Raw genomic sequence first — 23935 nt, forward strand, 5'->3', positions numbered from 1 at the left:
TTTCACGAAAAATTTCAATGCTGTACGATTAAAACAGCCACAAATTACCTCACTATATACAAAAAAAACGGTCAAGCTATTCATAGGAGGTGATACAGATGAGAAAACAATTACCATCTATGATTCTTACCGGAATGTGTTTGTCTTTTGTGATGACTGGCTGTGGCGGAATGAATGAAGGAAGTGACCTTGAAGGACAGCAAGTAGATTTATTCCGTGGGTATCAGCAACCAGAACGACACTTTGTGATCAATCGAAATATTAGAGGTAATGCAGAACAGTATAATCGCTTTGGTTTTAACCGAAATAATAAAGAAACCGCATATGCTGGACAAAGTGCACCTGGTTATGCAACATATGATCGCCCACTACTTGCTGAAAGCATAAGTAAAATGGCAACAACGAATGACTCTGTTGATGATTGCGCCGTTTTAGTAACTGATCAACACGTTTTAATGACTTATGAAAAAAGTGGTGATGAAAGTCGAGAAGAAGTTGCTGAACAAATGAAACAAACAGCACTTTCACTCGTACCCGCTTATTACGATATTTACGTAAGTGACGATCCGAATATGGCTGAGGAAATTGAACGCTTCCAAGGGTTGTCTCCGAAAGAACAACATTATCAAGATTCATTAGAGCAAACTATTGAACGAATGAAAACGTACCCACAAGGCGAACCATTGGAAATCGATGATTTTGACCACGAAGACAGCAGAATGGATCAAGAAGGACAAGAAGATACTAATCGCCGTGCAAGGCAATAACGATGAACAATCGTAAAGAGTTCTGTCTGTTTTATGAGCGTGAGGATGAGAAAGAGTCTCCTGGACTCCCCCTCCTATTCGTCAAAAGAACAGCAATGTCCTTTGAGAAGCATATGATGTAAATGTTCATGTTGATGCTGGACAACAATATAAGAATTGAAAACTTTAATTATGATATTAATAAAAGCCGTCTCACATCGTCTGTTAAATAACAACAAAAGAGACGGCTAATTATTTATGCTTGTTCTGCGGCATTCACTTGTTCATCTGCATGGTATGAAGAGCGAACAAGTGGACCAGATTCACAATGTTTAAAACCTTTACTTAAAGCAATTTCCTTCAATTCTGCGAATTCTTCTGGAGTCCAATACTTTTTAATTTTCAAATGGCTTTTCGTTGGCTGCAAATACTGTCCTATTGTCATAATATCTACATCGACAGCACGCAGATCGTCCATCGTCTGAATAATCTCTTCCTTCGTTTCACCAAGTCCGATCATTAAACTCGATTTTGTCGGGATCTTTGGCTGCATTTCTTTTGCTCGTCTTAAAAATTCTAAAGATCGCTCATACGTTGCTCTAGCACGAACTCTAGGTGTTAAACTTCTCACTGTCTCAATGTTATGGTTAAGAATATCTGGACGAGCGTCCATTAATATTTTCAAGTTTTCTTCTTTCCCTGCCATGTCTGAAGGAAGAACTTCTACAGTTGTAAAAGGACTTTTTCTTCGAATTGCTCTTACCGTTTCTGCAAAAATTTCAGCACCGCCATCTTTTAGATCATCACGAGCAACAGCCGTAATGACCGCATGTTTAAGCCCCATTAAATGAACTGACTCTGCTACTCGCTCTGGTTCTTCTCTGTCGAGCTCAGTAGGTAAACCTGTCTTTACGGCACAAAAACGGCAGGCTCTCGTACAAATATCTCCTAAAATCATAAAGGTCGCAGTTTTCCTCTCAGCCCAACACTCATGAATGTTTGGACAACGAGCTTCTTCACAAACTGTATGTAACTTCTTTTCACGCATCATCTTTTTTAAGCCAGTATATGATTCATTCGTATTTAATTTAATTTTTAACCATTCCGGCTTACGAATATGTTCCTCTTTTTTCGCCATTCCGACTCACGCTCCTGTCATTTACATTATGTATAAAAGCATGGTTGCTCAAATAAAATGAACTTTTTTCAGTATTCCATTTTAACTCATAATCATTAGTAACTTTAACATGAAAATTAAGAAATCTCAAAGTGATTGTTTATTTCCAACATTTGTCGGAATCAAATGATGCCTTTTTTTCGCAAACTATATTCAGTAGTGCCGAAAAGGAGGAAATTTACTAATGAAAAAATGGCTAACGAGAAGTTTGCTGCTCGTTCCTTTTTTGTTCATACTGTTGCAAAGCAACACTTTTGCAGCAACTGCAAATGTACATGATTTATCTTCAGAAGAAGTATATAAGGAAAGAATGGCATTATATTTGAAAACGGAAGCATCTTCTCATATTCCTTGGTATTTTCTTGCTGCTGTAGATAGTTATGAAAGAGGACTTCGTCAAGCACGAAAAGACCTCCCTCAAGAAGAAGGATTTATTGCGATTCATTTCACTAAGGAAGCATGGGCTGGTGAACAAAACCCAAATAAAGAGGATACAAACCCTGTTTCCATATCATTGTTTAATGGAATAGGCCTAGATGGTGATGGTGATGGTAAAGCAGAATTAACGAACGATGAAGATGTTCTCCATACGTTTGCTCAGCACTTATCGAAGTATGGAAGCAGTGATGAAAACATTCGTATTGGTCTTTGGGATTATTATCAGCGTGATAAATCAGTCGAACTCATTATGGGCCACGCTAAAGTTTATCGCACATTTGACACATTAGATCTCCGAGAACGAGCATTTCCAATGCCACTACAATATAATCATAGTTACCGAAGTACATGGGGTGACCGACGGGGGTGGGGCGGTAACCGAATACATGAAGGAACGGATATATTTGCGGGTCACGGTACGCCGATTCGTGCCACCACATATGGAATTGTCGAGTTAAAAGGATGGAATAAGTATGGGGGCTGGAGAATTGGAATCCGAGATGTAAATAATGTTTATCACTACTTCGCACATATGAGTAGCTTTGAAAAAGACATAGAACGAGGTACTGTCGTAAAACCTGGAACTGTGATCGGATATTGTGGCAGCTCCGGTTATGGTAAACCAGGAACACAAGGGAAATTCCCTCCCCACCTTCATTACGGTATGTATAAAGATAATGGATATATTGAATGGTCCTTCGACCCTTATCCATCACTTCGAGCTTGGGAAAAAGGAGAGCGTAAGAAGAAAAAGTAAACAAAATCAATACTCTTTTATACACTCAACTGCATAAAATTATCTTAGACTAAAAATAATGGAGAAAAGCAGCCCAACGATGAGCTGCTTTTCTTGTTAGCGATTTAGAAATTCAAGATTAAAATCCAAAGGATTCCAAGTGGTGCAATGATACGGATAAACCATAGCCAAACCACACCAATTACTGAATCCGTTAAACCTGTTTCACGCAGGGCATCGACTTTATTCCAGCCCCACCCAACAAATAGTGCACTAATCATGCCGCCAAGTGCTAACAAATAGCGGTCAGTTAACGCATCCACAGCATCTAAGAAAGGTAAACCAAAGATAAGGAAGTCACTTAATGGTCCACCTTGGCTAAGTGCTGAAGGTACACCAAATAGTGTAACGATCACACCCGCAACAATCGTAGCTTTTTTACGATTCCACGTGAATTGACGCATTGCGTAAGAAACACTTACTTCTAAAAGTGAAATCGCAGAGGATAAAGCAGCAATTGCGACTAAGAAGAAGAAGAGAATCGCAAAGAATGTACCAGCTCCACCCATTAAGTTAAAGACTTCTGGAAGGACAATAAAGATCAATCCCGCTCCATCTGTCGGATCAATATTCGCAAAAGTAAATACTGCAGGGAAGATCATTATACCTGCTACAATCGCAAATAACGTATCTAATGTTACAACAGTTCCTGCTGCACTTGGCAATTTCGTCTCTTTCGGTAAATAACTAGCATACGTAATCATAGCACCCATACCTAATGAAAGAGTAAAGAATGCCTGACCAATTGCAGCTGCATATACACCTGGTTCACCAAAAGCTGACCAGTCAGGGCTGAACATGAACCTTAAACCTTCACCAGCTCCGTCAAGTGTTAGAGCGTAACCTGCAAGAATAATAATCAAAAGTGCTAATAACGGCATAAAAATACGGTTTGAAAGTTCGATTCCTTTTTTGACCCCGAAGAATACAATAAAAATGACGATAGCCATAAATAAGAACTGCCAAAAAAGTGGTCCTGCGGTTCCGCCGATGAAGCCTCCGAAGAACTCATCGTATGTTCCACCTTGTACTCCTTGGGCTAAACCTGTCACGTAAGCATATAAGAAATAAACGACCCAACCTGCAATAACTCCATAAAATGAAAGAATCGTAAATGCTGAAACGACTCCAAAAATACCACCTAGCGCCCAAGGCTTGCCAGGAGCAATCTTCGTAAAGGATCCGACTACATCAGACTGTCCCCTGCGACCAATTGAAAACTCAGCAAGGATGACTGGTAAGCCTATGAGAAGAATACATAAAATATAAATGAGTAAAAAAGCAGCTCCACCGTTTTCACCGGCAACATAAGAAAAACGCCAAATGTTACCTAAACCAACTGCTGAACCAACTGCGGCTAATATAAAGCCCAGCCTCGTGGCCCATTGTTCGCGCTCTGCCATTAGTAATTTCCCCTTCCTAAATGTTTAAATGTTTTTATTTTTCTGACTATTAGAAAGAAAGCAGTCTACCTTTTAATTTAACACCTCCAACTTTAGACATATTAAAATATATTCATTACGTTGTCTTATTATAATTATCTCATGAAAGTTTGTCAAAGTTTTTTCGGAATATTTTATATAAATCTGAATTAAATGATAAATAGTGCTATATACAATAGCCCCATACGTTTTACTGTATACATATACATCTATACAATTTTTATTCCAACCTCCCCCGCTGTTATAAAAAAATGCCCAGCCTCCTTTTATCGAGACTAGGCACTATATATATCATGTTCAGTCGTTTTCAACTGGTCCGTTATAGAACAAATTGATCATAAGCTTCAATATGAGGATCGTAACGACAAACGTCACGGCTGCTCCTAATAAGGCAAGCAGCAAGCTTCCTGTAAATCCAATGATGAGGAAGCCGGTCACTGCAACTCCGCCAATCATTAATGCGTACGGAAGCTGAGTTAAGACGTGGTCAATATGATGGCTACCAGCACCTGTGGAAGATAGAATCGTAGTATCAGATATAGGAGAACAATGATCTCCGAAAATAGCTCCTGCAAGTACAGCTGCAAGGACTGGCAATAATAAGCTTATATCTGTTACGATCGCCATTTGCCCAGCAATTGGCAGCATTATTCCAAACGTTCCCCATGAAGTTCCGGTCGTAAAGGCCATAAAACCAGCGATAACAAATAATAATGCAGGTAACAAACCAAGATGAATATGGTCATCAACAATTGTTGCTAAATATTCTCCGGTGCCAAGTTCACCAATAATTTCAATGATCGTCCATGCAAATATTAAAATGTAGATCGCAGGAAGCATCGATTTAATACCTGCCCAAAGCCCAATTCCTAAATCCTTTACCGGTAAACTGCGCATGAAAGCAATTCCTATTGTGACAACTAAACTAATTAAACCTCCATATAACAATGAAGCAGCGACATCTGTATTTTCAAATGTTGCTAAAAGTCCTGCTTGTCCTTCAGTGCCTTGAATACCAGTAATAATCATAAAGAGTACAGTAGCTGCGATTAATGTAGTAATCGGCCATAAAAGATCTCCTACACGCCCTTCTACTACTGGCTTCGCATCATCACTTTCACCAGGAACAGGCCCTTTATTTACGTCAACAAGTTCACCTGTTTGAATCGCATGAAGCTCGTGTTTTCTCATCGGTCCAATGTCCAGTTTGAAATAAGCAACGGCAAACACCATTAAAATAGCGAAAACAGCATAAAAGTTCATCGGAGCAATCATTAAAAATGCTTGTAATGCTGAGTATTCAGCTGTACTTTCAGCAAGAATATCTCCGATTATCGTAATAATGTATGCTCCCCAGCTTGATAAAGGTACGAGTACACACATTGCCGCTGCAGTGGAGTCCACCGTATAAGCTAGCTTTGCTCGAGATACTTTATGACGATCCGTAAATGGTCGACTCACATTCCCGACTGTTAAACTATTAAAGTAATCATCAATAAAAATAAGTATACCTAAAATACCTGAGACAAATTGGGCGCCGACTCTCGTTTTTACTCTGCTCAATGCCCACTCACCGAATGCACGGCTTCCGCCAGTCATTGTAATTAACGCAGCAATCATTCCGAGAGTTAATAAAAATAAAAGAATATAAAATTCCCATGTATTTATGCCGTCATCGACGACGAAAATATTGGTTACAATTGTAATAATTTGACTAAATGTTTCATTAATAAATTGCTCTTCAGATTGATTGACCATTAGAGCCCCAACAATAATCCCAATCCCTAAAGACAATAATACGCGCTTCGTAATAATGACCATCAATAATGCTAAAATTGGTGGCAATAACGATAATATTCCATGTTCCATCTCTTTTCCTCCTTGTTTTCTGACAGTCAAATAATGACTATGATGATTAATCGTGTTCGACAATTTACCGAGTGTGAAAAAGAGGAGAAATCAAAACGCCTAATAAAATGAAAGATAAAACCTTTATTTTATACAAAATAAAAAGGTGACAGAGGAATACTCCGTCACCTGAATAAAGTCAAGTTCATGATTTCCCCACCACAATCGTTTAGTAGTCCTCCACTACGGTTCACCGTAAGTGACAGTGTTACATTTATTCAATGTAACCCCAGCTAAGCAATGACGGACATCATTTACTTGCTTCGGCAAAGATCCCTTTCAGAAATGATCCTCGTTGTCCAAACTCCCATTTCATACTCATAAGCTTTGCGCCTCTACCTCACCAGCTGCGATGAGGCTTACATACTTCGTCATTCAATTGTCAAACTGATAATGATTCTAGCAAATCCACATTCAAAAAGCAACCATAAATCCATACCAATATTTGTTAAGTGCCAGGCACATGGAAATGTATGCCATCCCCCTATCTTCTTTCGTAGACGATAAATGTATGGGGGTGCTTATTTTTTTCATCGACTGTACCTTCTTTGGAAGATATGACCTTCCACGTCTTTTCGTCAATTACCGGAAAATAAGTATCACCTTCGAATTCTCCCTCAATGAACGTAATATACAAACGATCAGCTATTGGCATGAGCTGTTCATAAATCGTTGCTCCACCAATGACGAAAAACTCTTCAGAATCAACTGATAAGCTTTGAATATCTTTTAAGTTGCTGATGACTTCAACTCCATCAGGATGAAAATCTTCCCTTTTCGATAAGACAAGATTTCTCCGGTTAGGCAGCGGTTTCCCAATCGATTCATATGTCGTTCTTCCCATGAGGACAGGGTGACCGCTCGTCACTTCTTTAAAATATTTTAAATCGTTCGGTAAGTGCCAGGGCATATCCCCATCTTTTCCGATAACACGATCCTTACCTATTGCAGCGATCATCGAAATCATACAGACACCTCACCCTTAATATGTGGATGAGGATCATAGTCGACTAACTCAAAATCATCAATCTTAAAGTCCTCGATTTTTTCCACTGCACGGTTTAGCTTCATCGTTGGAAGCGAGCGTGGCTCCCTCGTAAGCTGAAGCTTCACTTGGTCAATATGGTTATTGTAAATATGAACGTCGCCAAACGTATGGATGAACTCTCCTACTTCAAGATCGCATTCTTGTGCAATCATCATCGTTAATAAAGAATAAGAAGCAATATTAAACGGCACTCCTAAAAATAAATCTGCACTTCGTTGGTAGAGCTGACAAGATAGTTTGCCATCGGAAACATAAAACTGAAAGAGACAGTGACAAGGCGATAAAGCCATTTTATCTAAATCAGCAACATTCCATGCATTTACGACTAACCTTCGTGAGTTAGGATTCTGCTTTATTTGCTCAATGACTTCGCCGAGCTGATCAATCCTTCCTCCATCTCGTTTGGGCCAAGAGCGCCACTGCTCTCCATATACAGGACCTAAGTCTCCATTTTCATCAGCCCACTCATTCCAGATTCTCACATTGTTGTCTTTTAAATATTGAATGTTCGTATCTCCTTTAATAAACCATAGCAATTCATGAATGATAGCTCTTAATGCAAGCTTTTTAGTCGTCAATATCGGGAAGCCTTCGCTTAAATCAAACCTCATTTGATAGCCGAATGTACTAATTGTGCCTGTCCCAGTACGATCCTCTTTCTTTGTTCCATTTTCCAAAACGTGTTTACATAAATCTAAATATTGCTGCACTGTTCTCTTCCTTTCTATTTTAAAAATAATATGAAGAAGTACGATTATTCAATGATACTCGCCTTTGCTAAAGAGTACGGAGAATCAAGATTAGCCATTGTTGCCATGTTGAACATTTAACAAACGAATTTAAAGCTTGTCCAACTTCAGTGAGACGGCGACATTGTTATTGTCGCCGTAAATCGGTTCGCTACACTTACTAGTCAATAGCTCGTAGTTAAAACTTAAGAAGTGCCTCTTTCCCGCTCATCCCTTTAAAGACACCTATTAGTTCTGCTTCAAGAGTAACAGATTCCAAAGGAGCTTCAATCAACTCCTCAATCGTTTTTACACCTACTGCACGACCTGCGATTACTTTCCTATCTTTTAATTTTTCATTTAACAATCCGACATCAAGCGCTCCGCACATAATATATCCTCGCTCGTTCGTTACTACAAGTAAGTTTGTCTTAGGCAGCTTTACACTAACTGCAGTAAAAGGTTTACCTTCAATAAACATTGGTTCTACTTCTACCATTGCCCCCACCTCTTTCATTGAGTCAATATTATTTTATTCAATGGGCAATAAACGGTGCATAAATGAATGTCTAAGCGTTTCCTTGTGTTAGCTTCCACGCGAGCACATCCCGTAAAAATTCCGGCATAAAATATTTTTTTTCAGGAATCGCTGTAATATCAGGATATAAATGACCGAATGTAAACATATCTAATGTCGCAAGCTTATACTGTTTCTCCTTATTTAACTGTTCTCCTCTAATCATAACATCCTGCTCACGAATATAGCTTTGCTTCTGTTCTATGATCAATTCATTAAATACCATAACGCCTAATATTTTACCTCGAAAGCCAAATCCTTTCAGTTTGTATTCGACCATCTCCCTTTTATTTGCTTGACGAATTAATTCGAGTAATTGTTCTCCTGATACAATTACAGTTGCTGGGTTAATAGGGTGCGGACAAATACGATGCAAGTCCTCATAAGTAATTAAACCTTGAGGAAGCCCGTCCAACAGCACACCAGCATTCACCATTCCAATGTCAGCATCACACCATTCATTCAATGCTTCTGCAAGTAACTTGACTAGATCAGACTCTTCATACCAGCTTACATGTAAAGGGGTCTCTAACCTAGTAATCACTGCAGCTAAGTTTCCTTTTGCTTCGCTCTTTAACTTTTCCAACTTTATGACCGTTCGTTCATCTTTTAGATCCAGATTGACAGGAACCGATAAAACTGATGTTGACAGCGAGTGCACACCATCCTCATCCTTTTCATATGTCAGTTTTATCTCTCCAACATATTTCCCAGATCTGCCAGATTGATTTATCCAAGTCCCGTGTTCTTGCTTTCCATTTTCTAAAACATGATGAGTATGTGCCCCCAATATAAAATCAAATTGCGGAAATTGTTCGGCCATTTTTTCATCTTCAAAAAGTCCAAGGTGGGATAAACAAATGATAATGTCTGCTTTATATTCCAGCATTGGAAGCGTTTCTGCCAATGATTTAAATGGGTCTATAATGCGCCATCCTAAAGATTCATAAAACAAATAAAATGGAACCGTCACACCTGTTATCCCAACCGTTAACCCCGACTCCGTCGTTATGATATGATAAGGTTTGCACCATTCTGGGCGCTGTCCATTTTGATCATACAAATTGCTTAATATAACCGGGAAGTTTGCGCTTTCGTACAGTTCATTCAATTGCATTTTAGAAAAAGTCATTCCCTCATTATTCCCGATCGTGACTGCATCATAGTTTAAGTCGTTTAATAGTTGAACATTTCCCTTTCCTTCTAATCCTTCTGTCATTGGATGGACACGATCAGCATGATCCCCGATATCAAACAATAAAAGATCCTCACCTGCCTCAGATGCCTCTGCTTTCTTCTCTTGTATAAGTGCTGTCACAGAAGGCCAATGTTCTAATTGACTATGTAAATCATTCGTATGAAGAATTCGTAACGTTTTTACAGGCAACTTATTCACATCCAGTCACTAAGTAATAAGAAAAGCACAAGGCGCCAGCCTATCGGCGACACTCTTTACCTGCGACGAGTAACCGCAGGAGCACTGTTTTTCTGCGACGAGTAATCGCAGGAGCAACGAGCGATTCTTCGCTGAATTCTCTACGAGCTGCTTCGACGCATTCTCTTCTTCGATTAATCTTGCAGAGGAAGAAGCACGCAGTCTGCGACGAGTAATCGCAGGAGCACTGTTTTTCTGCGACGAGTAATCTCAGGAGCAAGCGCTGCCTCTTCCTCTTCTAGCATCGCTCTGTGGTTATATCCGTCAACCGGGCAATGCGCCACGTCCTGTGGCATGCCCGGCATTAGGACGTCCTGTCCGTCGAGGCGAATCGCTAGATCAGATCTTCGGCTAAAACCCCCGCGTCCTGCGGGGACGCCGAAGTCACCACATCCGTGTGAAAGCTCGTGATGTAAATGCTCTTTGGGGCTACCGACAGGAAGAAGTCCGAACTTAGACTTCAAATGGCGGGGCGAAGCGACCTCGAGCCGAAAACTGCTGTCTCTTCCTCTTCTAGTATCACTTTGAAGCTAGATACGTCGAGACAACTCGTAACATAAGATCTTCGGCTAAAACCCCCGCGTCCTGCGGGACGCCGAAGTCACCACATCTGTGTGGAAGCTCGTGTTGTAAACGCTCGTGCCTGAAGTCTAGACAGCAATCGAAAGATTGAAATTTTATACTCTTATCTTTATATAAAGAAAATTGGCTTAGCTTCAAATGAGGTTAAGCCAATCGTACACGCAAAAGAAAAATTCGATTACGAACCTGTAATTCCTTGGTAAATCAACCTAATTCCGATAATGACTAAAAAGATACGTAGCAAGTTTACGACAGAATCACTTGTCATTCGTTTATTAATTGCTGCCCCGATTGTTCCTCCAAGCCAGGCTCCTGGAATAAGTGCCAATGCATAAAGCCAATCTACGTTTCCTAAGTAAATGTGCGAAATTGAACTAATGATTGCTGAAAGAAACACTAAAAACATAGAAGTTGCTACCGCAAGATGGGCCGGAAATCCAAATAAAAGAATCATTGCAGGAACCATTAATGAGCCACCGCCAATTCCAAATAACCCTGAGCACATTCCTACAACAAAAGCGATTAAAATTCCAACAATTGGCTGGTAGCCATATTCAACTGTTTCACCTAGATCATTTTCGTAACTGCGTTGGATACCTTTACTCATCCGTTTTAACGGCTTAATATATTTTCTTACCATTAAAATAAAAGATACAACAATAATAAATAAACCAAATCCAACTAAAAAAGCATCAGTATTAATATCTTTATTTAACCAAACACCAAAAAGCGCTCCTGGTCCGCTTCCAATAAAAAAGATTAAGCCGCTCTGATAATCGACTTTCTTTTGCTTCATATACGCTAATGTTGATGACAGCCCTGTAAAGATCATAACTAATAATGATGTTCCTACTGCTACTTGCGGGGTAATACCTTCTAAAACGGTCGTATAGCTGCTTAATATCATGAGAGCAGGCACGATAATAATTCCCCCGCCTAACCCCATAATACTTCCTAAAATTGCTGCTACGAGACCGAGCAGCAATAATAAAATCCATTCCATGAAGTATGCCTTCTTTCTATATTTCGTTGCTGTTCAATTTCTTCTATAAACGTTTATACCTTATTATTCATCAAACAGTCCTAACTGTCGAGGTGCAAGCCCTTCGTAATTTATTCCTAATTTATCAATAAAATCCTTCGCATTACCGGCTGCATGCCCACCAGAGTTATTGTTAAAAACAACATAACACGTATTTGTATGTTCTGAGAGTTGTTTCACTTTCCTTCCGAGAGCTTCTAACTCCTCATCATTGTAATCGTATAAATACCGTACATCACGCCATTCCTGTCCATTTGCTGGTTTGTTCCACCCGTATACATTCCTTCCGTGAAAACGGACAAGTGTTTTATGTTCTGTTGTCACTTCTCCTACAAATGGAATTGAACGCTCTCCAGCTTGTGGCTCATCACAAATGCTATGAATCCATTTATCTTCCTTCATGTAATTGAGAGTTTTGTCATAATACTCATCTTCAAACCAAGAGTTGTGGCGGAATTCTAACGCTACATCCTCATCTTTAAACCACTCTCTACAAAAACGTAAGTAATCAACATGCTCTTTTTTACATGTAAACCAGGGTGGAAATTGACATAAAGTCATCGCTAATTTTCCTGCTTCTTTTAAAGGCTTAATTGATTCTAAATAGGCTTCAAACATTTCTTTTTTCGTTGAAAATGGAATATCACCACGCTGATGACCGGTTATCCCTTGATATGCTTTTACTACAAACTGAAAAGAGTTAGGTGTCTCCTTTACCCACTTAACCATATTTCGCACAGGCTGAACCGCATAAAACGATGCATCTAATTCAACAACCGGAAAGTGTCCTGCATATACTGGAAGTTTTTCTTTTGCTGACGATATATGCTCATATAATGAGTCATGATCTCCCCAACCTGTTAAACCAATCTGTATCATGTCATCCCCCATTTCCATAGAAGTTTTATTAGAAAGTTATTTTAAAATGATCATGATAATTGCCCTATCATTAGGCTTTCGTCTTTCCGGGACATATATCTATTGCATATGTTGTGGTGTAGTAGTCTTTAGTTACCAAATAAAAGGTGCGTTAACATTTTTTAAACCATTATCGTCATGTCATCTAGCATGTTCAGTATATATGCGGCTAAGTTTCCATAATGTTTTTTCCTTCGCCTACGAAGATTGACTCTTACAATGAAGTCGAATTGCTCACGTAGACAAAATCTATCATTTTAAGCAAGGAAAGATTATTCACATTACTATTATGAAGGAGGAATTGATGTGTATCAAGATTCAACTAATTTTGGACAGTTCGACCCAAATCAAGATGAGCGTGTCATCGCTTTTGGGGGTAGACCGCCAAGAAGAAGACCTCATTTTTATGGGAGAAGATCTTTTTATCCAGCGCCATTTTTTGGAGGGGTTTTAGGCGGGCTTCTCGGTAGTGCTTTATTTAGTCCATATTATGGAGGATATTATCCACCTTATTACCCTTACTACCCTCCGTACTATCCTTATTATTAATTTCCGGCTTGGATACACTTTTTGGTGTATCCAGGTTTTGATTCAAGGTTATATCTTTAATAATTAGACTATCGATACCTCACCACCAGAAGGAACCCGTCTATATAAGCGTATTTAAAAGAACACAGATAGGGGGCTCAAAAGTAAAAAAGAACTCTAAACCAAAATTGGCTAAGAGTTTTTTACTTGATAATTAACTATTTTTACTTTCCAGTATACATATTTAGTATTCGAATTATGGTGTGGAAAAATGTTGTCGCCCATTGATGTTCATAAATATAAAAATCGGACCATCGTGTGGAAAACCACCCAATAGATTTTTTAAAATGTCCAAACCTTATTGACACATTTGCAAAAATTGTTATAATAATGTCCAATATCTTTGACATAGGTGATACTATTGAAAAATAAAATTAAAGCAATGCGAAAGAAACTGGGGATAACACAAGAGCAACTCGCAAAGGAGTGTGGAGTTGTTAGACAAACGATAAACTGTATAGAGAATGATAAATATGATCCCACACTGGAGTTGGCTTTCAAATTATCAAAAACGCTAAAATTAAAGGTAGATGAATTGTTTATTTATGATTAAATTTCATTCAAATTATATAATAACAATGAAAGATATTGTAAGGGAAAGAAATGATGTCCTACATCAACCAACACAAGAAGTAATGGTACCTCCATCTGATGAAGATAAGGAAACATTAACTTGTATGATGAATTTCTTGAAAAATAGTCAAGACCCCGATCTATCCCAAAAATATAAATTGCGTGCAGGAGTTGGCTTATCAGCGAATCAGATTGGCTTGAATAAGCGTATGTTCGTAGCTTATTTAACTGATGAGAAGGGGAAAGAGCATGAATATACCCTTATTAATCCGAAAATAATCAGCCATTCAGTTTCTATGATTTATTTACCACCAAGCGAAGGTTGCCTCTCTGTTGATCGGGATATAAAAGGGTTTGTCCCAAGATATGAGAGGATTAAAGTGAAAGGGGTTAATTTAGAGGGAGAAGAATTAGTATTAAAACTTAAAGGCTATTCTTCTATTGTTATTCAACATGAAATAGATCACCTGAATGGAATTATGTTTTATGAGCGTATGAATAAAGAAAATCCTTTCAAACTACCAGAAAACTGTAAAAGTTTGTACTGAAAATCACACATTAAGTCGGTATTCAAAGTTATGTAAGCGATGAGCTGTTGTTTCGACAGCTCATTTTAAATAGTTGAAGTTACTTCCGGGAAATTGTTACCAGATCATTTCCAAAATCGGGACCAAAAAGGCTATGAATGGGTGTATGGAGAAATCTATTGTGCTGTTTTTTCCACATTGAGTACATGATGATATTTAAATGACATACTAATAACATAGAAAAAACGTTGTGGGAAATTGTATCTCATTTAAATGGGAATGGGCCTTTGTTATTTAAGATATTTATATTCATTTCGTATCCATTACATAAGATAGTAGATGATATAACGAAAATAAAGTTGTCATCAAAAGGTGGAAGGTACTGCGAGACTATGGCTCTGTCGTTTATCCGTCGAGACAAATCGATGTATTTTCGAAAAGGCAATGCTTTTTCCTACGGAAAAACGGACGAGGTAGATCCCTTCGAGCTTGATCGAAGAAGCTCAACCGTTCGTCCGTGGCAAAGAAGACATTGTGAATGCAAACGAAGTGATGTATGAACAGATGTCGCACTTGTGCCTAGAGGTGAAAGCGAGTAGTTAATGGCGTATCAATACGGTTATCACGGATTCAGGTAATAATTTTCTTTCCAAACGATCACCTTTATTTGCTGATCACTTATCCGGTCTCTGAATCTACAACAGGCTCTGCAACCACTTGGTTGAATAAACGATTCTTAGTGTGAAGTTTCTTATTCATTTTATAGTGACCAACTTTTTCATTTTATTTAAACAATTTTCTTCTCATTCAACTTTCATTCTGAACTAAACGCAGTTAGTTTTTAACCAGATTTGGTTATTAAAGATCAAGCTGCACATATAAATATTTGGTAAATTACTGCAATTAAACTATTCCCACTTCATCGCCCTACTCCCTATGTTAAGATTATCAGTTCATTAAAAATGTCATACAATACTTTGACTTTCAAAATAATTAGCTATCAATACTTTGGAATATAGGAGATACACCTAATAATTTTTTTGCCATTTGTTCATGTTCTTCTGTTCCAGATGCAATGGCAAACTCGGCAATTTCGATTGGATACGCCGCCACGTGTTCCACCACATGTTCTTTCATTAATGGCCATGTTTTGCCCCCTGCTTTATGATAATAATCAATGAGTGAATTTAAGCCTTTTTCACCAAAAGCAATATAATAAAAGACGAAATCATTTGAAACATCAGCTATTTTCGCTTCTGTCCAGTCGATCAGCCCTGTTACCATTGTCTCCTCGTTGACTAGAGTGTGCCCAGGGTGTAAGTCACCATGAATCAGACCTGTTTCATTAGGCCACATTTCTTCATTAGCAATCCATGCTTGCCACCTGTTCCATAATGATTGCTCAACACCAAACATCTCTTTTACATGATGCATCCGCTTATTCATTATGAATTTTAAATCACTTGCTTCCTCTACAGGTAATCCGGCACCTTCTGCACGTTGCTTTGGTACCTGATGTAGTTCAGCTAACACTTTTGCTAGAGATTCATGAAATTGTTCAGGTACTTCTTTCTTACTATTCCCCCATACATAGTCTTGGATTTCTGTCGTGAATTTCCCTGCAGGTACCCCGTTAAGTGCTTTGTAAGCAATCAAATCCTTTTCATATACTTCCCAATTGGGTATCTCAAAGGATACAAACTCACGAATTAAAGATAATGCGTTTTGTTCCGTTACAGTACGCGGCAGAACATCATCTCTTCTTGGTATTCTTAATATCCAGTTGACACCATCTATATCTTCTGCAAATACAACGTTGAAATCTAAGCCATCATCATTAAATCTTAATGAATCGACATTCACTTGAATTCCATGACCTTCAGCTAAGTCCACAATTTCCATTCTTTTTTGTTGCCCCATCATAAAGCACCTCCCATAAAATATTGCTGCACGTTGGGGAATCAAAGACCATGCACATTTATTCCGTTCTTTCACTCTAACACTAGCTTACCGTATTTTATTTTTACTCTGTCTACTATATTAGTTCCATTATAAAATCTCATTCGCTTTTACGACGTTTGAATAGAAACGTTGCGGTGACCATTGCCACAATCAGTAATCCACCAAACCAAGCAATCATCAACCAATGGTTATGGCCGATTGGAGTCCCAAGCAAAAGTCCACGCAATGTCTCGATTAGTGGAGTCATCGGCTGGTTTTCAGCGAATGCATGAAGCCATGAGGGCATGGTCTCGGTTGGTACAAATGCGCTGCTCAAATAAGGCAGGAACAACATTGGAAACGTAACAGCATTAGCAGTTTCCACACTTTTTACGAGTAAACCAAAGACAACAAATACCCAGCTAATCGATAACATGAAAAGCGTTAAGACTCCTATCACACCAAGCCATTCCAGCCATCCTGCATCTGGCTGAAAACCAATGAGTAAGGCAACAAGGATTGCCACTGTAGTTGCAATTAGATTGCGAACGAAGCCTCCGATTACATGACCTACCATTAAGGAAGATGGGAGCAGCGGCATCGTCCGGAATCGCTCAAATAAACCACCAACCATGTCCTGAGTAACACTGAGCGCTATGATCGAACTTCCAAAACCAACACAGGTAATGATGACACCGGGAACGACATAATTCACATAATCTGTCCCTGTCTGAATCGCTCCTCCAAAAACATAGACAAACATAATCATGATGGCTACTGGTAATCCAATCGCCATCACCAATGACTCTGCTTCTCGAAAAATATGCTTTAAGCTGCGCAGCGACATAGTCCATCCGTCTAAAATGGCCCAATACCATTTAGATTCACCCACTGACAACAGCTCCCTTCTGATGATTACTTGTTATTTCCATGAAAACATCATCCAGTGTCGGTTTACGGAAGATGAAAGATGCTGGATTTATACCGTGTTCATGCAACCCGTTCAACAATTGACGCATATTTTCCGGTGAACCTTCCATTGTAATGGTAATACTCATTTCATTTACATCCATTTGACCTCCCAAAAGATCCCGAGCTTTTTGACAGGAGGGCAAATCATAGAATGTGAATGCTAACTTTTCTTCTCCAACTATGCGTTTCAACTCCTCGGCAGTACCTTCTTCGACAATTTTCCCCCCACTGATAACAGCAATCTTGTCTGCAAGCTGATCGGCCTCTTCCAAATATTGTGTTGTTAAAAAGATCGTTACACCGCTCTCCGCAAGCCTTTCAATCATATGCCACATATTCTTACGACTACGTGGATCTAATCCAGTTGTTGGCTCATCAAGAAAAATCACTTGCGGATCTGCGATTAGGCTGATGGCAATGTCAAGCCTGCGGCGCATCCCGCCGGAATAGGATTGTGCACGTTTTTTAGCTGCTTCTTGTAAATCAAATTGTTCCAAAAGTTCTGCAGTGCGCTGTTTGACCGTCTGGCGATCCAGGTGATTTAATCGACCCATCATTAGCAGATTTTCCTCTCCTGTTAGTAACTCATCTACTGCCGCATATTGACCAGTTACACTAATCATTTTTTTTACAGAAGCTGACTCACGATTTGTATCATAACCGCCAATTGTTGCGACACCCCCATCTGCTTGAATCAAAGTTGATAAAATACGTACCATCGTGGTTTTCCCGGCCCCATTTTCTCCAAGCAGTGCAAAAATAGAGCCTTTTGTTACTTCAAAGTTGATTCCATCCAAAACAGTTTTCTTTCCATAATTTTTTTTAATATTCTTTACCGAAATAACAGGTTCAGGCATAAAATTGCCTCCTTTCAAATATAGATTGACTAAGTCAATCAATAACGAAATAAAAATAATCGTTTGTTATTGATTGATTTATTCAGTCAATATAAAGAATAAAGGTCTTTTACTAATATGTCAATCCATTTTTCCGCAAAAAATATTATTGTACTTCTATCATTCGTAAAAGAATACTTACCTTCTTCTCCATGTTTTCTTTCCAGAATGATGGATCATCTGCCATAATACTAGACAGGACAGTTAAGTAAATATTTAACAGCTCTTCCGTATTACCTTGAATGATCTCTCCGGATTTCTGTCCTTCAAGAAATAAAGGTGTTAATGCTTTGATATAAAATCGTCCTGATTTGTCTACGAGTTCATGTATATGATCAGGTAAACCATTGCTCCTATGGCAATGTTGAGCGATTCGAAAAACCATACTACTTGTTTCTGAATCACTTTCTGTAAATGCAAATTGCGTAAATTCTTTAATTTTTTCTAGGGGACTTCTCTCGCTTTCATTCAGATTATGAAAAAATTGCACGACCGTATTTTCATCCATCACCCATTCCATACTCTCATAAAGTATTTGTTCTTTAGAATCAAAATAATGATAAATCAATCCATGGCTCACTTTCGCTTCTTTTGCAATCATACTTATTTTCGTGAGTTTCACACCATTATCCGCAAACACTTTCAAAGCAGCACGCATCATTTGTTCTTTTCGTTCCGCTTTTTTCTGATCTAATTGCTCCTGATTTAAAGGTGTCATATATATCATTTTCCCTTTTTTCTTTGAAAAGTTAATTTTTATTTTGATTGAATTATTCAATCTATAAACCCTATACGAAATAGAGTCAAGTTATTTTTGGTTCACTCACTGTGCTTCAAAAACACGGATTAAAGTATGTACAGATAAATATTAATAAACTTTCCTCTTTACTGTCCTAAATGTAAACAAGAAAGTTTAGTCAATATAAAAAAATTTAAAATTACTATAATTAAAGAGCCAGACGCTAAGACGTAGAGCCGATAATTTGAGGGTAATATATCTCATTTTATCGGCTCTTTTTATAGGAATTTAGGGTCATTCATCTTTTATTGCTTTTGTCTCTTTAATACCGTAAGCCAGAGCTTCCATAAGCATTAGCTCTTTATCCATGAAGCTATCCATTTGCTTTTCCACTTGTATACGTCTGGTGTTTTTCGACTCGAGGATAATTTTCAAATTAGTACAAATTTGGCACGTCTAAAAAAAGACTCCCAACCAGAATTGGTTAGGAGTCTTTTTACTTGATAATTAACTATTTTTACTTTCCAGTATACATATTGAATGGAGGAAACTTTAAGAATGGTTTCACCTCTTCCCTACCCCCTATATTTTCTTATCAGTGAGAAATATTGGTTTGATATTACAGGAGCGGCATGCGAACGTATATCCCTAAAAAGTTATTTCTCAACCTCAAGATGTTTTTTTAGCTCATTAGAAAGTAGCTGTAACTCTTCTTCATCAGGGAAATAATAGTAAATGCCATCCTTCTTTTTACTTCCCCCTTCAATTTGATGCTGCTCTATGTTATTGATAGCCTTTTTATAGTTGGTTTGAATATTCCACATCTCATTTATCGTTAAATTTGTTTGAACATTTTCTTCAACGACTTCAAGGATATCGGTAAGGTTCGCAATAGAAGAAAAGCTTGCACCCTCATCGATGATAGCTTCTATTACTTCTCTCTGCCGAAGCTGGCGGCCAAAATCTCCCTGTGGATCATCTGCTCTCATACGGGAGTAGCCTAACGCTTCTTCACCATCCAAAATGAGCGTACCTTCCGGGTAATGCATCTCATGAAACGTGAATTCAAACTCATTATCCACTTCTACTCCACCTATTGCATCAACAAGACCTACGAAGCTCTCCATATTCACCTTTACAAAATAATCAACAGGAATATCTAAGAAATGTTCAACCGTATATAACGCCGTTTCACTGCCACCAATAGCATGGGCGTGGCTTATTTTATCTGTTGTTCTGATTCCCCTTATTTCCGTGTAAGTATCACGGGGAATGCTTACCATGTTTATCGATTCAGTATGCGGGTTAATCGTTAATAAGAGTAAAGTATCTGTCCGGCCGAGGTCGTCACGACTTTCAAGTTCATCAATACCCATTAGCAAAATCGAAATAGGGTTACCTTCATCCAAATTAATGGATTCCAGCCGCTTTTCAGATTGTGAACGATCTATATTTTCCTGAATACTTCCTATCGTTGAGTTTACTGCCTGCCATAAATAGCCTCCTGCACCTAAAACTAACACAATTAAAGTTGTGAGGGTAATAAGTAGAATTTTTTTCCCCATAATGATACCTCCTTGCTTCCTTCTCCTTCTTCTATATGTAAACTCAAGAAAGGTGCATACCGTAAAAGCTTAATTGAGCTTTACGGCGTTTCACTAGTTTAACGATTCAGTTTAGCAAAACTATGCTTGCCTTAAAGTATTATTGGTGAAAGCCTTAGTTGCAATTATACGATCATCCATAGGTTTATTAAAAAATCCGTTCACAAAAAGTTCAGGCAGCCGTTTCGGATTCAGTTTTATAATCTCTGCCTGTTCTAGAAACTTTGTTCCAATCCGTATTAAAGAAATAAGCAATAGTTCCGTGCATAACCACATACATAAGGACAAACCGGTAGAAAAAGATATCAACTAAAATCGTCGTAAATAAGGTGAAGATGTCTTTCTTTCGAAACTTAAACCCATGCGCTCTGCACATAACAAGAGCTGCTATGTCATACACTACTCCAAATAAAAATAAGTAGGTCATGTAGAATAAAACATAGTTCAAATAGGATTCAGGCGGGTAAAGGATTCCATTTACTACAAAAAAAGCTGTCATAATAAAAGCAGTCACGATTCCTATTAGAAAAGATTCAAAAATATAAAAAAATGAGACAGCTTTCTTAAACAGTGTTCTTGAAAAGAACGTATTAAAATGGGCAATACAATCGATATAAGCTTTTTGCCATCGGACACGCTGTTTAAAAAAATCCTTAACGGTTTCAGGCATTTCTGTATAAGAAATCGCGTCTTTTATATGGACAATTTTCTTGTTTGCATGTCTGGAGATGTATTTATGCATACTCAAGGTGATGTCTATATCCTCTCCTACTGTGGATCGATACCCGCCAACATCAATAAGGGCTTGTTTCCTGAAAATCCCAAATGCACCCGATATGACCGCTAAAGCATGAAAGCGTGCAAGTGATACTTTTGTAATATAGAATGCCTTTAGAAAATCAAGCATTTGCAGCCTTACAAGCAAGTTTGTATATCGCAATGACAAACGGCTTAACGTTTTGGACGTTTTTGTTTGCAATATATGGACCATTCCACCGGCAGCCACAACATCTTCATCTTCAAATGTTTCATTCACTTTTGGCAAGGCCTGATCCGTCAGAATCGTATCGGCATCTAATGTAATAACCAAATCTTCGTTTGCATACTCAATTCCCGCATTTAACGCATCGGCTTTTCCCCCGTTCCATTTATCTATTACGTAAATACGAGGATAAAGCTGAGACTGATAAACGTTTTTCACTTTTTTATGGATCAATTTTTTGTGCGGAGATCTATTGCTACGTTCCAACTGTAAAAACTCATCTAGATAAGCCAATGTGTTATCCTTTGAACCATCATTAATATAAACAACCTCAAAATTTTTATAGGATAATGCTTCAATGCTTTTTAAAGACGTTTCAATAATCCCTTGTTCATTGTAACAAGGGATTAGAATACTCATGCCCTTTTCCTTTCCTAGGATGCGTTGACTCCTTTCCCTTTCGGTACGGAAAAAAGGTAAACAATGAAGTAAATGCAGCAAAGGAAATGCAACGCTCAAAACAAACAACGCAACGAACACATAATGTACATAATCCATCCATGTCCCTTTATCTTTAGCATCCCATAGCCCGGCTCGTCTTGAATCGGCAATGCCATTAATCGCCCCGTCTTCTTTGTTGAAATCCAGAGCTTGGATTCCTCCGAAAAAGACAGATAAATTTCTTGTTTCAGGCTTGTACCCTCGATCTGTAAGCTCCTTTATTACACTTTCATTAAAATCTTCTTCCACATACAAGTACTCCCCTTCACCATGGAACCGCTTCTCATCTACAGCGCCTTCAAGAGAGTCATCAAAATAGAGATGTCTGGCTAACACTTGGGCCATCATAGCTGGAACGCGGTCCCCTCCCGGGCTACCGATTCCTAAAACTCTTTCATCATCGATGTAAATCGAAGGCGCAGTTAAGCTTCTTGCACGCTTTCCAGGTTCATATGCGTTTGGTGAATGATTAAATTCGCTAAAATATTCAATTGAATTGTTCATGAAAAAACCAGCAGTATATTCACCTGATCCGAAAAAGTTGCTTAGTGTATTCGTTGCAGATACGACCATGCCATCGGGATCAACTATGACAAAATGTGTCGTGTCTGTTTTTTCGTCATCTCCAGGTTCCTCATTCCCCTCTATTTCTGGAGAAGGTTGTGTAGTAGAAATCTCGTCCATCAAACTTTCGATATGATCATCACTGGTGAGTTCCTCTGTATCGGCATCTGTAAAGGATGGGTCACCGACTTCAGTTATCCGATCATTTTTTGTGACTTTTGAAATCTCTGACATTAAGTGGACGAATTCAGCCTCGTTTTCTTTTGTTTCCTCTACATTCATTTTTTCAGCTAGGAGTAATGACTGAACGAGAGAAACCCCCGCATGAGGAGGACTCGCAGAATAAAGGGTCCCGTCTTGCAGTTCTCCTGTGACAGGTTCCGTGATCTCCACTTCATAATTATCAAGCTCTGCTGCGTCTAAGTATGGAACAGTCTCAGTTAAAATCTTGCTGAATTCATCACGATAAAAAACGTGTGCACCGTATTCTTTAATTTTTGTCAGAGTATCTGCCAATTCTTTCTGTTTCAATTTTTTTCCTGGCTGAATCGCTTCTCCGCCAGGGAAAAGGTGGGGAAGTTCTTCGACAGGCAAACGTTCTGAAGCAGCTTCGAGACGCTCCCAAAGTAGATAATCGACTTTAAAACCGTCTTCAGCAAGGGCAATCGCAGGTGAAACAAGGTTCTCGAATGGTGTTAATCCATAATCATTATGTACCTTGTTCAACCCTACAACGAATCCTGGGACACCGGTTACTTTGTTTCCCCACTCTTCATCAGACGGGGCTGCTGCCCGGTAATCATAGACTTCAGGATCCTCTTGATTTGGCGGCAAAACAAGCATTTTCCCACCGCCGCCAATCCCGGATCCAAATGGCTCTACCACTCCTAGGGCATAAGAAACAGCAATGGCAGCATCAACGGCATTGCCGCCATTTTCAAGCACTTCCATACCGACTTCTACTGCGTCCGGATGGGCAGCACTGACACCATAATTGTCATAATCCTCATCAGATTCATCAAAGCCATGTTCTGCCCCTGATACGAAATGCAGATCGGTAATACCTAGCAATAAACTATTAAAAATTGAATAGAACGCGAGAATTTTTTTTACCATGGAACCGTTCACCTCCCTATGAAAAATGTATAAAACCTTCCCCTTTTTATAGTTAAAAGTGGCGTTAATGAACGCCACTTTCTTTGATAGTTAAT

The 23935-nt window shown here is 38.7% G+C and carries 22 protein-coding genes, 1 pseudogene and 1 riboswitch; of the genes and pseudogenes, 6 read left to right on the plus strand and 17 right to left on the minus strand.

The window, feature by feature from the left end:
- The first annotated feature begins 98 nt into the window (after positions 1–98).
- A complete protein-coding gene (locus CD001_RS23770) occupies positions 99–767 on the plus strand; it encodes a YhcN/YlaJ family sporulation lipoprotein (protein ID WP_096190055.1) in 669 nt (222 codons plus the stop codon).
- A gap of 235 nt (positions 768–1002) precedes the next feature.
- Here the strand turns inward: CD001_RS23770 and lipA are convergent, their stop codons facing one another.
- Entirely contained in the window at positions 1003–1884 is an 882-nt protein-coding gene (lipA, locus tag CD001_RS23775; protein ID WP_096190056.1) for a lipoyl synthase, read from the minus strand.
- A 223-nt stretch (positions 1885–2107) separates the two neighbouring features.
- Here lipA and CD001_RS23780 point away from each other — a divergent pair, with 223 nt between their 5' ends.
- Entirely contained in the window at positions 2108–3118 is a 1011-nt protein-coding gene (locus CD001_RS23780; protein ID WP_096190057.1) for a M23 family metallopeptidase, read from the plus strand.
- A 104-nt stretch (positions 3119–3222) separates the two neighbouring features.
- Here CD001_RS23780 and CD001_RS23785 read toward each other — a convergent pair whose 3' ends face one another.
- The 9 genes from CD001_RS23785 to CD001_RS23825 all read right to left on the minus strand — a co-directional run bounded on the left by CD001_RS23785 (position 3223) and on the right by CD001_RS23825 (position 12798).
- Complete coding sequence (locus CD001_RS23785) at positions 3223–4560, minus strand: sodium-dependent transporter (RefSeq protein WP_096190058.1); 1338 nt, start codon at positions 4558–4560, stop codon at positions 3223–3225.
- Between the two features lie 336 nt (positions 4561–4896).
- Entirely contained in the window at positions 4897–6468 is a 1572-nt protein-coding gene (locus CD001_RS23790; protein WP_096190059.1) for a Na+/H+ antiporter NhaC family protein, read from the minus strand.
- 204 nt (positions 6469–6672) lie between these two features.
- Positions 6673–6853: riboswitch (Lysine riboswitch) on the minus strand.
- 138 nt (positions 6854–6991) lie between these two features.
- Positions 6992–7474 (minus strand): dihydrofolate reductase, encoded by a 483-nt coding sequence (locus CD001_RS23795; protein WP_096190060.1) that lies wholly within the window; start codon positions 7472–7474, stop codon positions 6992–6994.
- Entirely contained in the window at positions 7471–8265 is a 795-nt protein-coding gene (locus tag CD001_RS23800) for a thymidylate synthase (protein ID WP_096190061.1), read from the minus strand. The genes CD001_RS23795 and CD001_RS23800 overlap by 4 nt, the downstream gene beginning before the upstream one ends.
- Before the next feature lie 217 nt (positions 8266–8482).
- Complete coding sequence (locus CD001_RS23805; protein WP_096190062.1) at positions 8483–8782, minus strand: YunC family protein; 300 nt, start codon at positions 8780–8782, stop codon at positions 8483–8485.
- Positions 8783–8852: 70 nt separating this feature from the next.
- Entirely contained in the window at positions 8853–10247 is a 1395-nt protein-coding gene (locus CD001_RS23810) for a bifunctional metallophosphatase/5'-nucleotidase (RefSeq protein WP_096190063.1), read from the minus strand.
- A 182-nt stretch (positions 10248–10429) separates the two neighbouring features.
- Positions 10430–10600 carry a hypothetical protein gene (locus CD001_RS26615; protein ID WP_179298881.1) on the minus strand — a complete coding sequence of 57 codons (171 nt, stop codon included), beginning with the start codon at positions 10598–10600 and terminating at the stop codon, positions 10430–10432.
- Positions 10601–11055: 455 nt separating this feature from the next.
- Positions 11056–11880, minus strand: coding sequence for a sulfite exporter TauE/SafE family protein (locus tag CD001_RS23820; RefSeq protein WP_096190065.1), 825 nt, complete (start codon positions 11878–11880; stop codon positions 11056–11058).
- A 63-nt stretch (positions 11881–11943) separates the two neighbouring features.
- The gene (locus tag CD001_RS23825; protein ID WP_179298882.1) at positions 11944–12798 is read right to left on the minus strand and encodes a DUF72 domain-containing protein; all 855 of its coding nucleotides are present in this window, start codon (positions 12796–12798) and stop codon (positions 11944–11946) included.
- 345 nt (positions 12799–13143) lie between these two features.
- On the opposite strand from CD001_RS23825, the gene CD001_RS23830 reads away from it, so the two are divergent.
- The 3 genes from CD001_RS23830 to def all read left to right on the plus strand — a co-directional run bounded on the left by CD001_RS23830 (position 13144) and on the right by def (position 14546).
- Positions 13144–13386 carry a hypothetical protein gene (locus CD001_RS23830; RefSeq protein ID WP_096190066.1) on the plus strand — a complete coding sequence of 81 codons (243 nt, stop codon included), beginning with the start codon at positions 13144–13146 and terminating at the stop codon, positions 13384–13386.
- A 400-nt stretch (positions 13387–13786) separates the two neighbouring features.
- Complete coding sequence (locus CD001_RS23835; RefSeq protein WP_096190067.1) at positions 13787–13978, plus strand: helix-turn-helix transcriptional regulator; 192 nt, start codon at positions 13787–13789, stop codon at positions 13976–13978.
- Entirely contained in the window at positions 13971–14546 is a 576-nt protein-coding gene (def, locus tag CD001_RS23840; protein WP_096190068.1) for a peptide deformylase, read from the plus strand. Before CD001_RS23835 ends, def begins: the two co-directional genes overlap by 8 nt.
- Before the next feature lie 972 nt (positions 14547–15518).
- On the opposite strand, the gene CD001_RS23845 is transcribed toward def, so the two are convergent.
- The 4 genes from CD001_RS23845 to CD001_RS23860 form a co-directional block, all read right to left on the minus strand.
- A complete protein-coding gene (locus CD001_RS23845) occupies positions 15519–16445 on the minus strand; it encodes a macrolide 2'-phosphotransferase (protein WP_096190069.1) in 927 nt (308 codons plus the stop codon).
- A gap of 139 nt (positions 16446–16584) precedes the next feature.
- The gene (locus CD001_RS23850; RefSeq protein WP_096190070.1) at positions 16585–17358 is read right to left on the minus strand and encodes an ABC transporter permease; all 774 of its coding nucleotides are present in this window, start codon (positions 17356–17358) and stop codon (positions 16585–16587) included.
- Positions 17351–18295 (minus strand): ATP-binding cassette domain-containing protein, encoded by a 945-nt coding sequence (locus CD001_RS23855; protein WP_096190071.1) that lies wholly within the window; start codon positions 18293–18295, stop codon positions 17351–17353. Before CD001_RS23855 ends, CD001_RS23850 begins: the two co-directional genes overlap by 8 nt.
- Positions 18296–18440: 145 nt before the next feature.
- A complete protein-coding gene (locus CD001_RS23860; protein ID WP_096190072.1) occupies positions 18441–19112 on the minus strand; it encodes a TetR/AcrR family transcriptional regulator in 672 nt (223 codons plus the stop codon).
- A 93-nt stretch (positions 19113–19205) separates the two neighbouring features.
- Here CD001_RS23860 and CD001_RS27460 point away from each other — a divergent pair, with 93 nt between their 5' ends.
- A complete protein-coding gene (locus CD001_RS27460) occupies positions 19206–19307 on the plus strand; it encodes a cysteine-rich KTR domain-containing protein (protein ID WP_096190746.1) in 102 nt (33 codons plus the stop codon).
- Between the two features lie 60 nt (positions 19308–19367).
- Here the strand turns inward: CD001_RS27460 and CD001_RS23870 are convergent.
- The 3 genes and pseudogenes from CD001_RS23870 to CD001_RS23880 all read right to left on the minus strand — a co-directional run.
- Positions 19368–19487 (minus strand): annotated as a pseudogene (locus CD001_RS23870) (XRE family transcriptional regulator); the annotation flags it as partial.
- A 242-nt stretch (positions 19488–19729) separates the two neighbouring features.
- The gene (locus tag CD001_RS23875) at positions 19730–20638 is read right to left on the minus strand and encodes an LCP family glycopolymer transferase (RefSeq protein WP_096190073.1); all 909 of its coding nucleotides are present in this window, start codon (positions 20636–20638) and stop codon (positions 19730–19732) included.
- A 211-nt stretch (positions 20639–20849) separates the two neighbouring features.
- Entirely contained in the window at positions 20850–23840 is a 2991-nt protein-coding gene (locus CD001_RS23880) for a gamma-glutamyltransferase (protein WP_096190074.1), read from the minus strand.
- Positions 23841–23935 lie beyond the last annotated feature (95 nt).

Source organism: Evansella halocellulosilytica, assembly GCF_002335745.1.
GTDB classification, from domain to species: domain Bacteria; phylum Bacillota; class Bacilli; order Bacillales; family Salisediminibacteriaceae; genus Bacillus_CA; species Bacillus_CA halocellulosilytica.

Bases quoted from the DNA above. Each gene is read 5' to 3' on its own strand.
- CD001_RS23770 (WP_096190055.1), top strand. From the start codon at position 99: ATGAGAAAACAATTACCATCTATGATTCTTACCGGAATGTGTTTGTCT.
- lipA (WP_096190056.1), bottom strand. From the start codon at position 1,884: ATGGCGAAAAAAGAGGAACATATTCGTAAGCCGGAATGGTTAAAAATT.
- CD001_RS23780 (WP_096190057.1), top strand. From the start codon at position 2,108: ATGAAAAAATGGCTAACGAGAAGTTTGCTGCTCGTTCCTTTTTTGTTC.
- CD001_RS23785 (WP_096190058.1), bottom strand. From the start codon at position 4,560: ATGGCAGAGCGCGAACAATGGGCCACGAGGCTGGGCTTTATATTAGCC.
- CD001_RS23790 (WP_096190059.1), bottom strand. From the start codon at position 6,468: ATGGAACATGGAATATTATCGTTATTGCCACCAATTTTAGCATTATTG.
- CD001_RS23795 (WP_096190060.1), bottom strand. From the start codon at position 7,474: ATGATTTCGATGATCGCTGCAATAGGTAAGGATCGTGTTATCGGAAAA.
- CD001_RS23805 (WP_096190062.1), bottom strand. From the start codon at position 8,782: ATGGTAGAAGTAGAACCAATGTTTATTGAAGGTAAACCTTTTACTGCA.
- CD001_RS26615 (WP_179298881.1), bottom strand. From the start codon at position 10,600: ATGCCGGGCATGCCACAGGACGTGGCGCATTGCCCGGTTGACGGATAT.
- CD001_RS23820 (WP_096190065.1), bottom strand. From the start codon at position 11,880: ATGGAATGGATTTTATTATTGCTGCTCGGTCTCGTAGCAGCAATTTTA.
- CD001_RS23825 (WP_179298882.1), bottom strand. From the start codon at position 12,798: ATGATACAGATTGGTTTAACAGGTTGGGGAGATCATGACTCATTATAT.
- def (WP_096190068.1), top strand. From the start codon at position 13,971: ATGATTAAATTTCATTCAAATTATATAATAACAATGAAAGATATTGTA.
- CD001_RS23845 (WP_096190069.1), bottom strand. From the start codon at position 16,445: ATGGGGCAACAAAAAAGAATGGAAATTGTGGACTTAGCTGAAGGTCAT.
- CD001_RS23855 (WP_096190071.1), bottom strand. From the start codon at position 18,295: ATGCCTGAACCTGTTATTTCGGTAAAGAATATTAAAAAAAATTATGGA.
- CD001_RS23875 (WP_096190073.1), bottom strand. From the start codon at position 20,638: ATGGGGAAAAAAATTCTACTTATTACCCTCACAACTTTAATTGTGTTA.
- CD001_RS23880 (WP_096190074.1), bottom strand. From the start codon at position 23,840: ATGGTAAAAAAAATTCTCGCGTTCTATTCAATTTTTAATAGTTTATTG.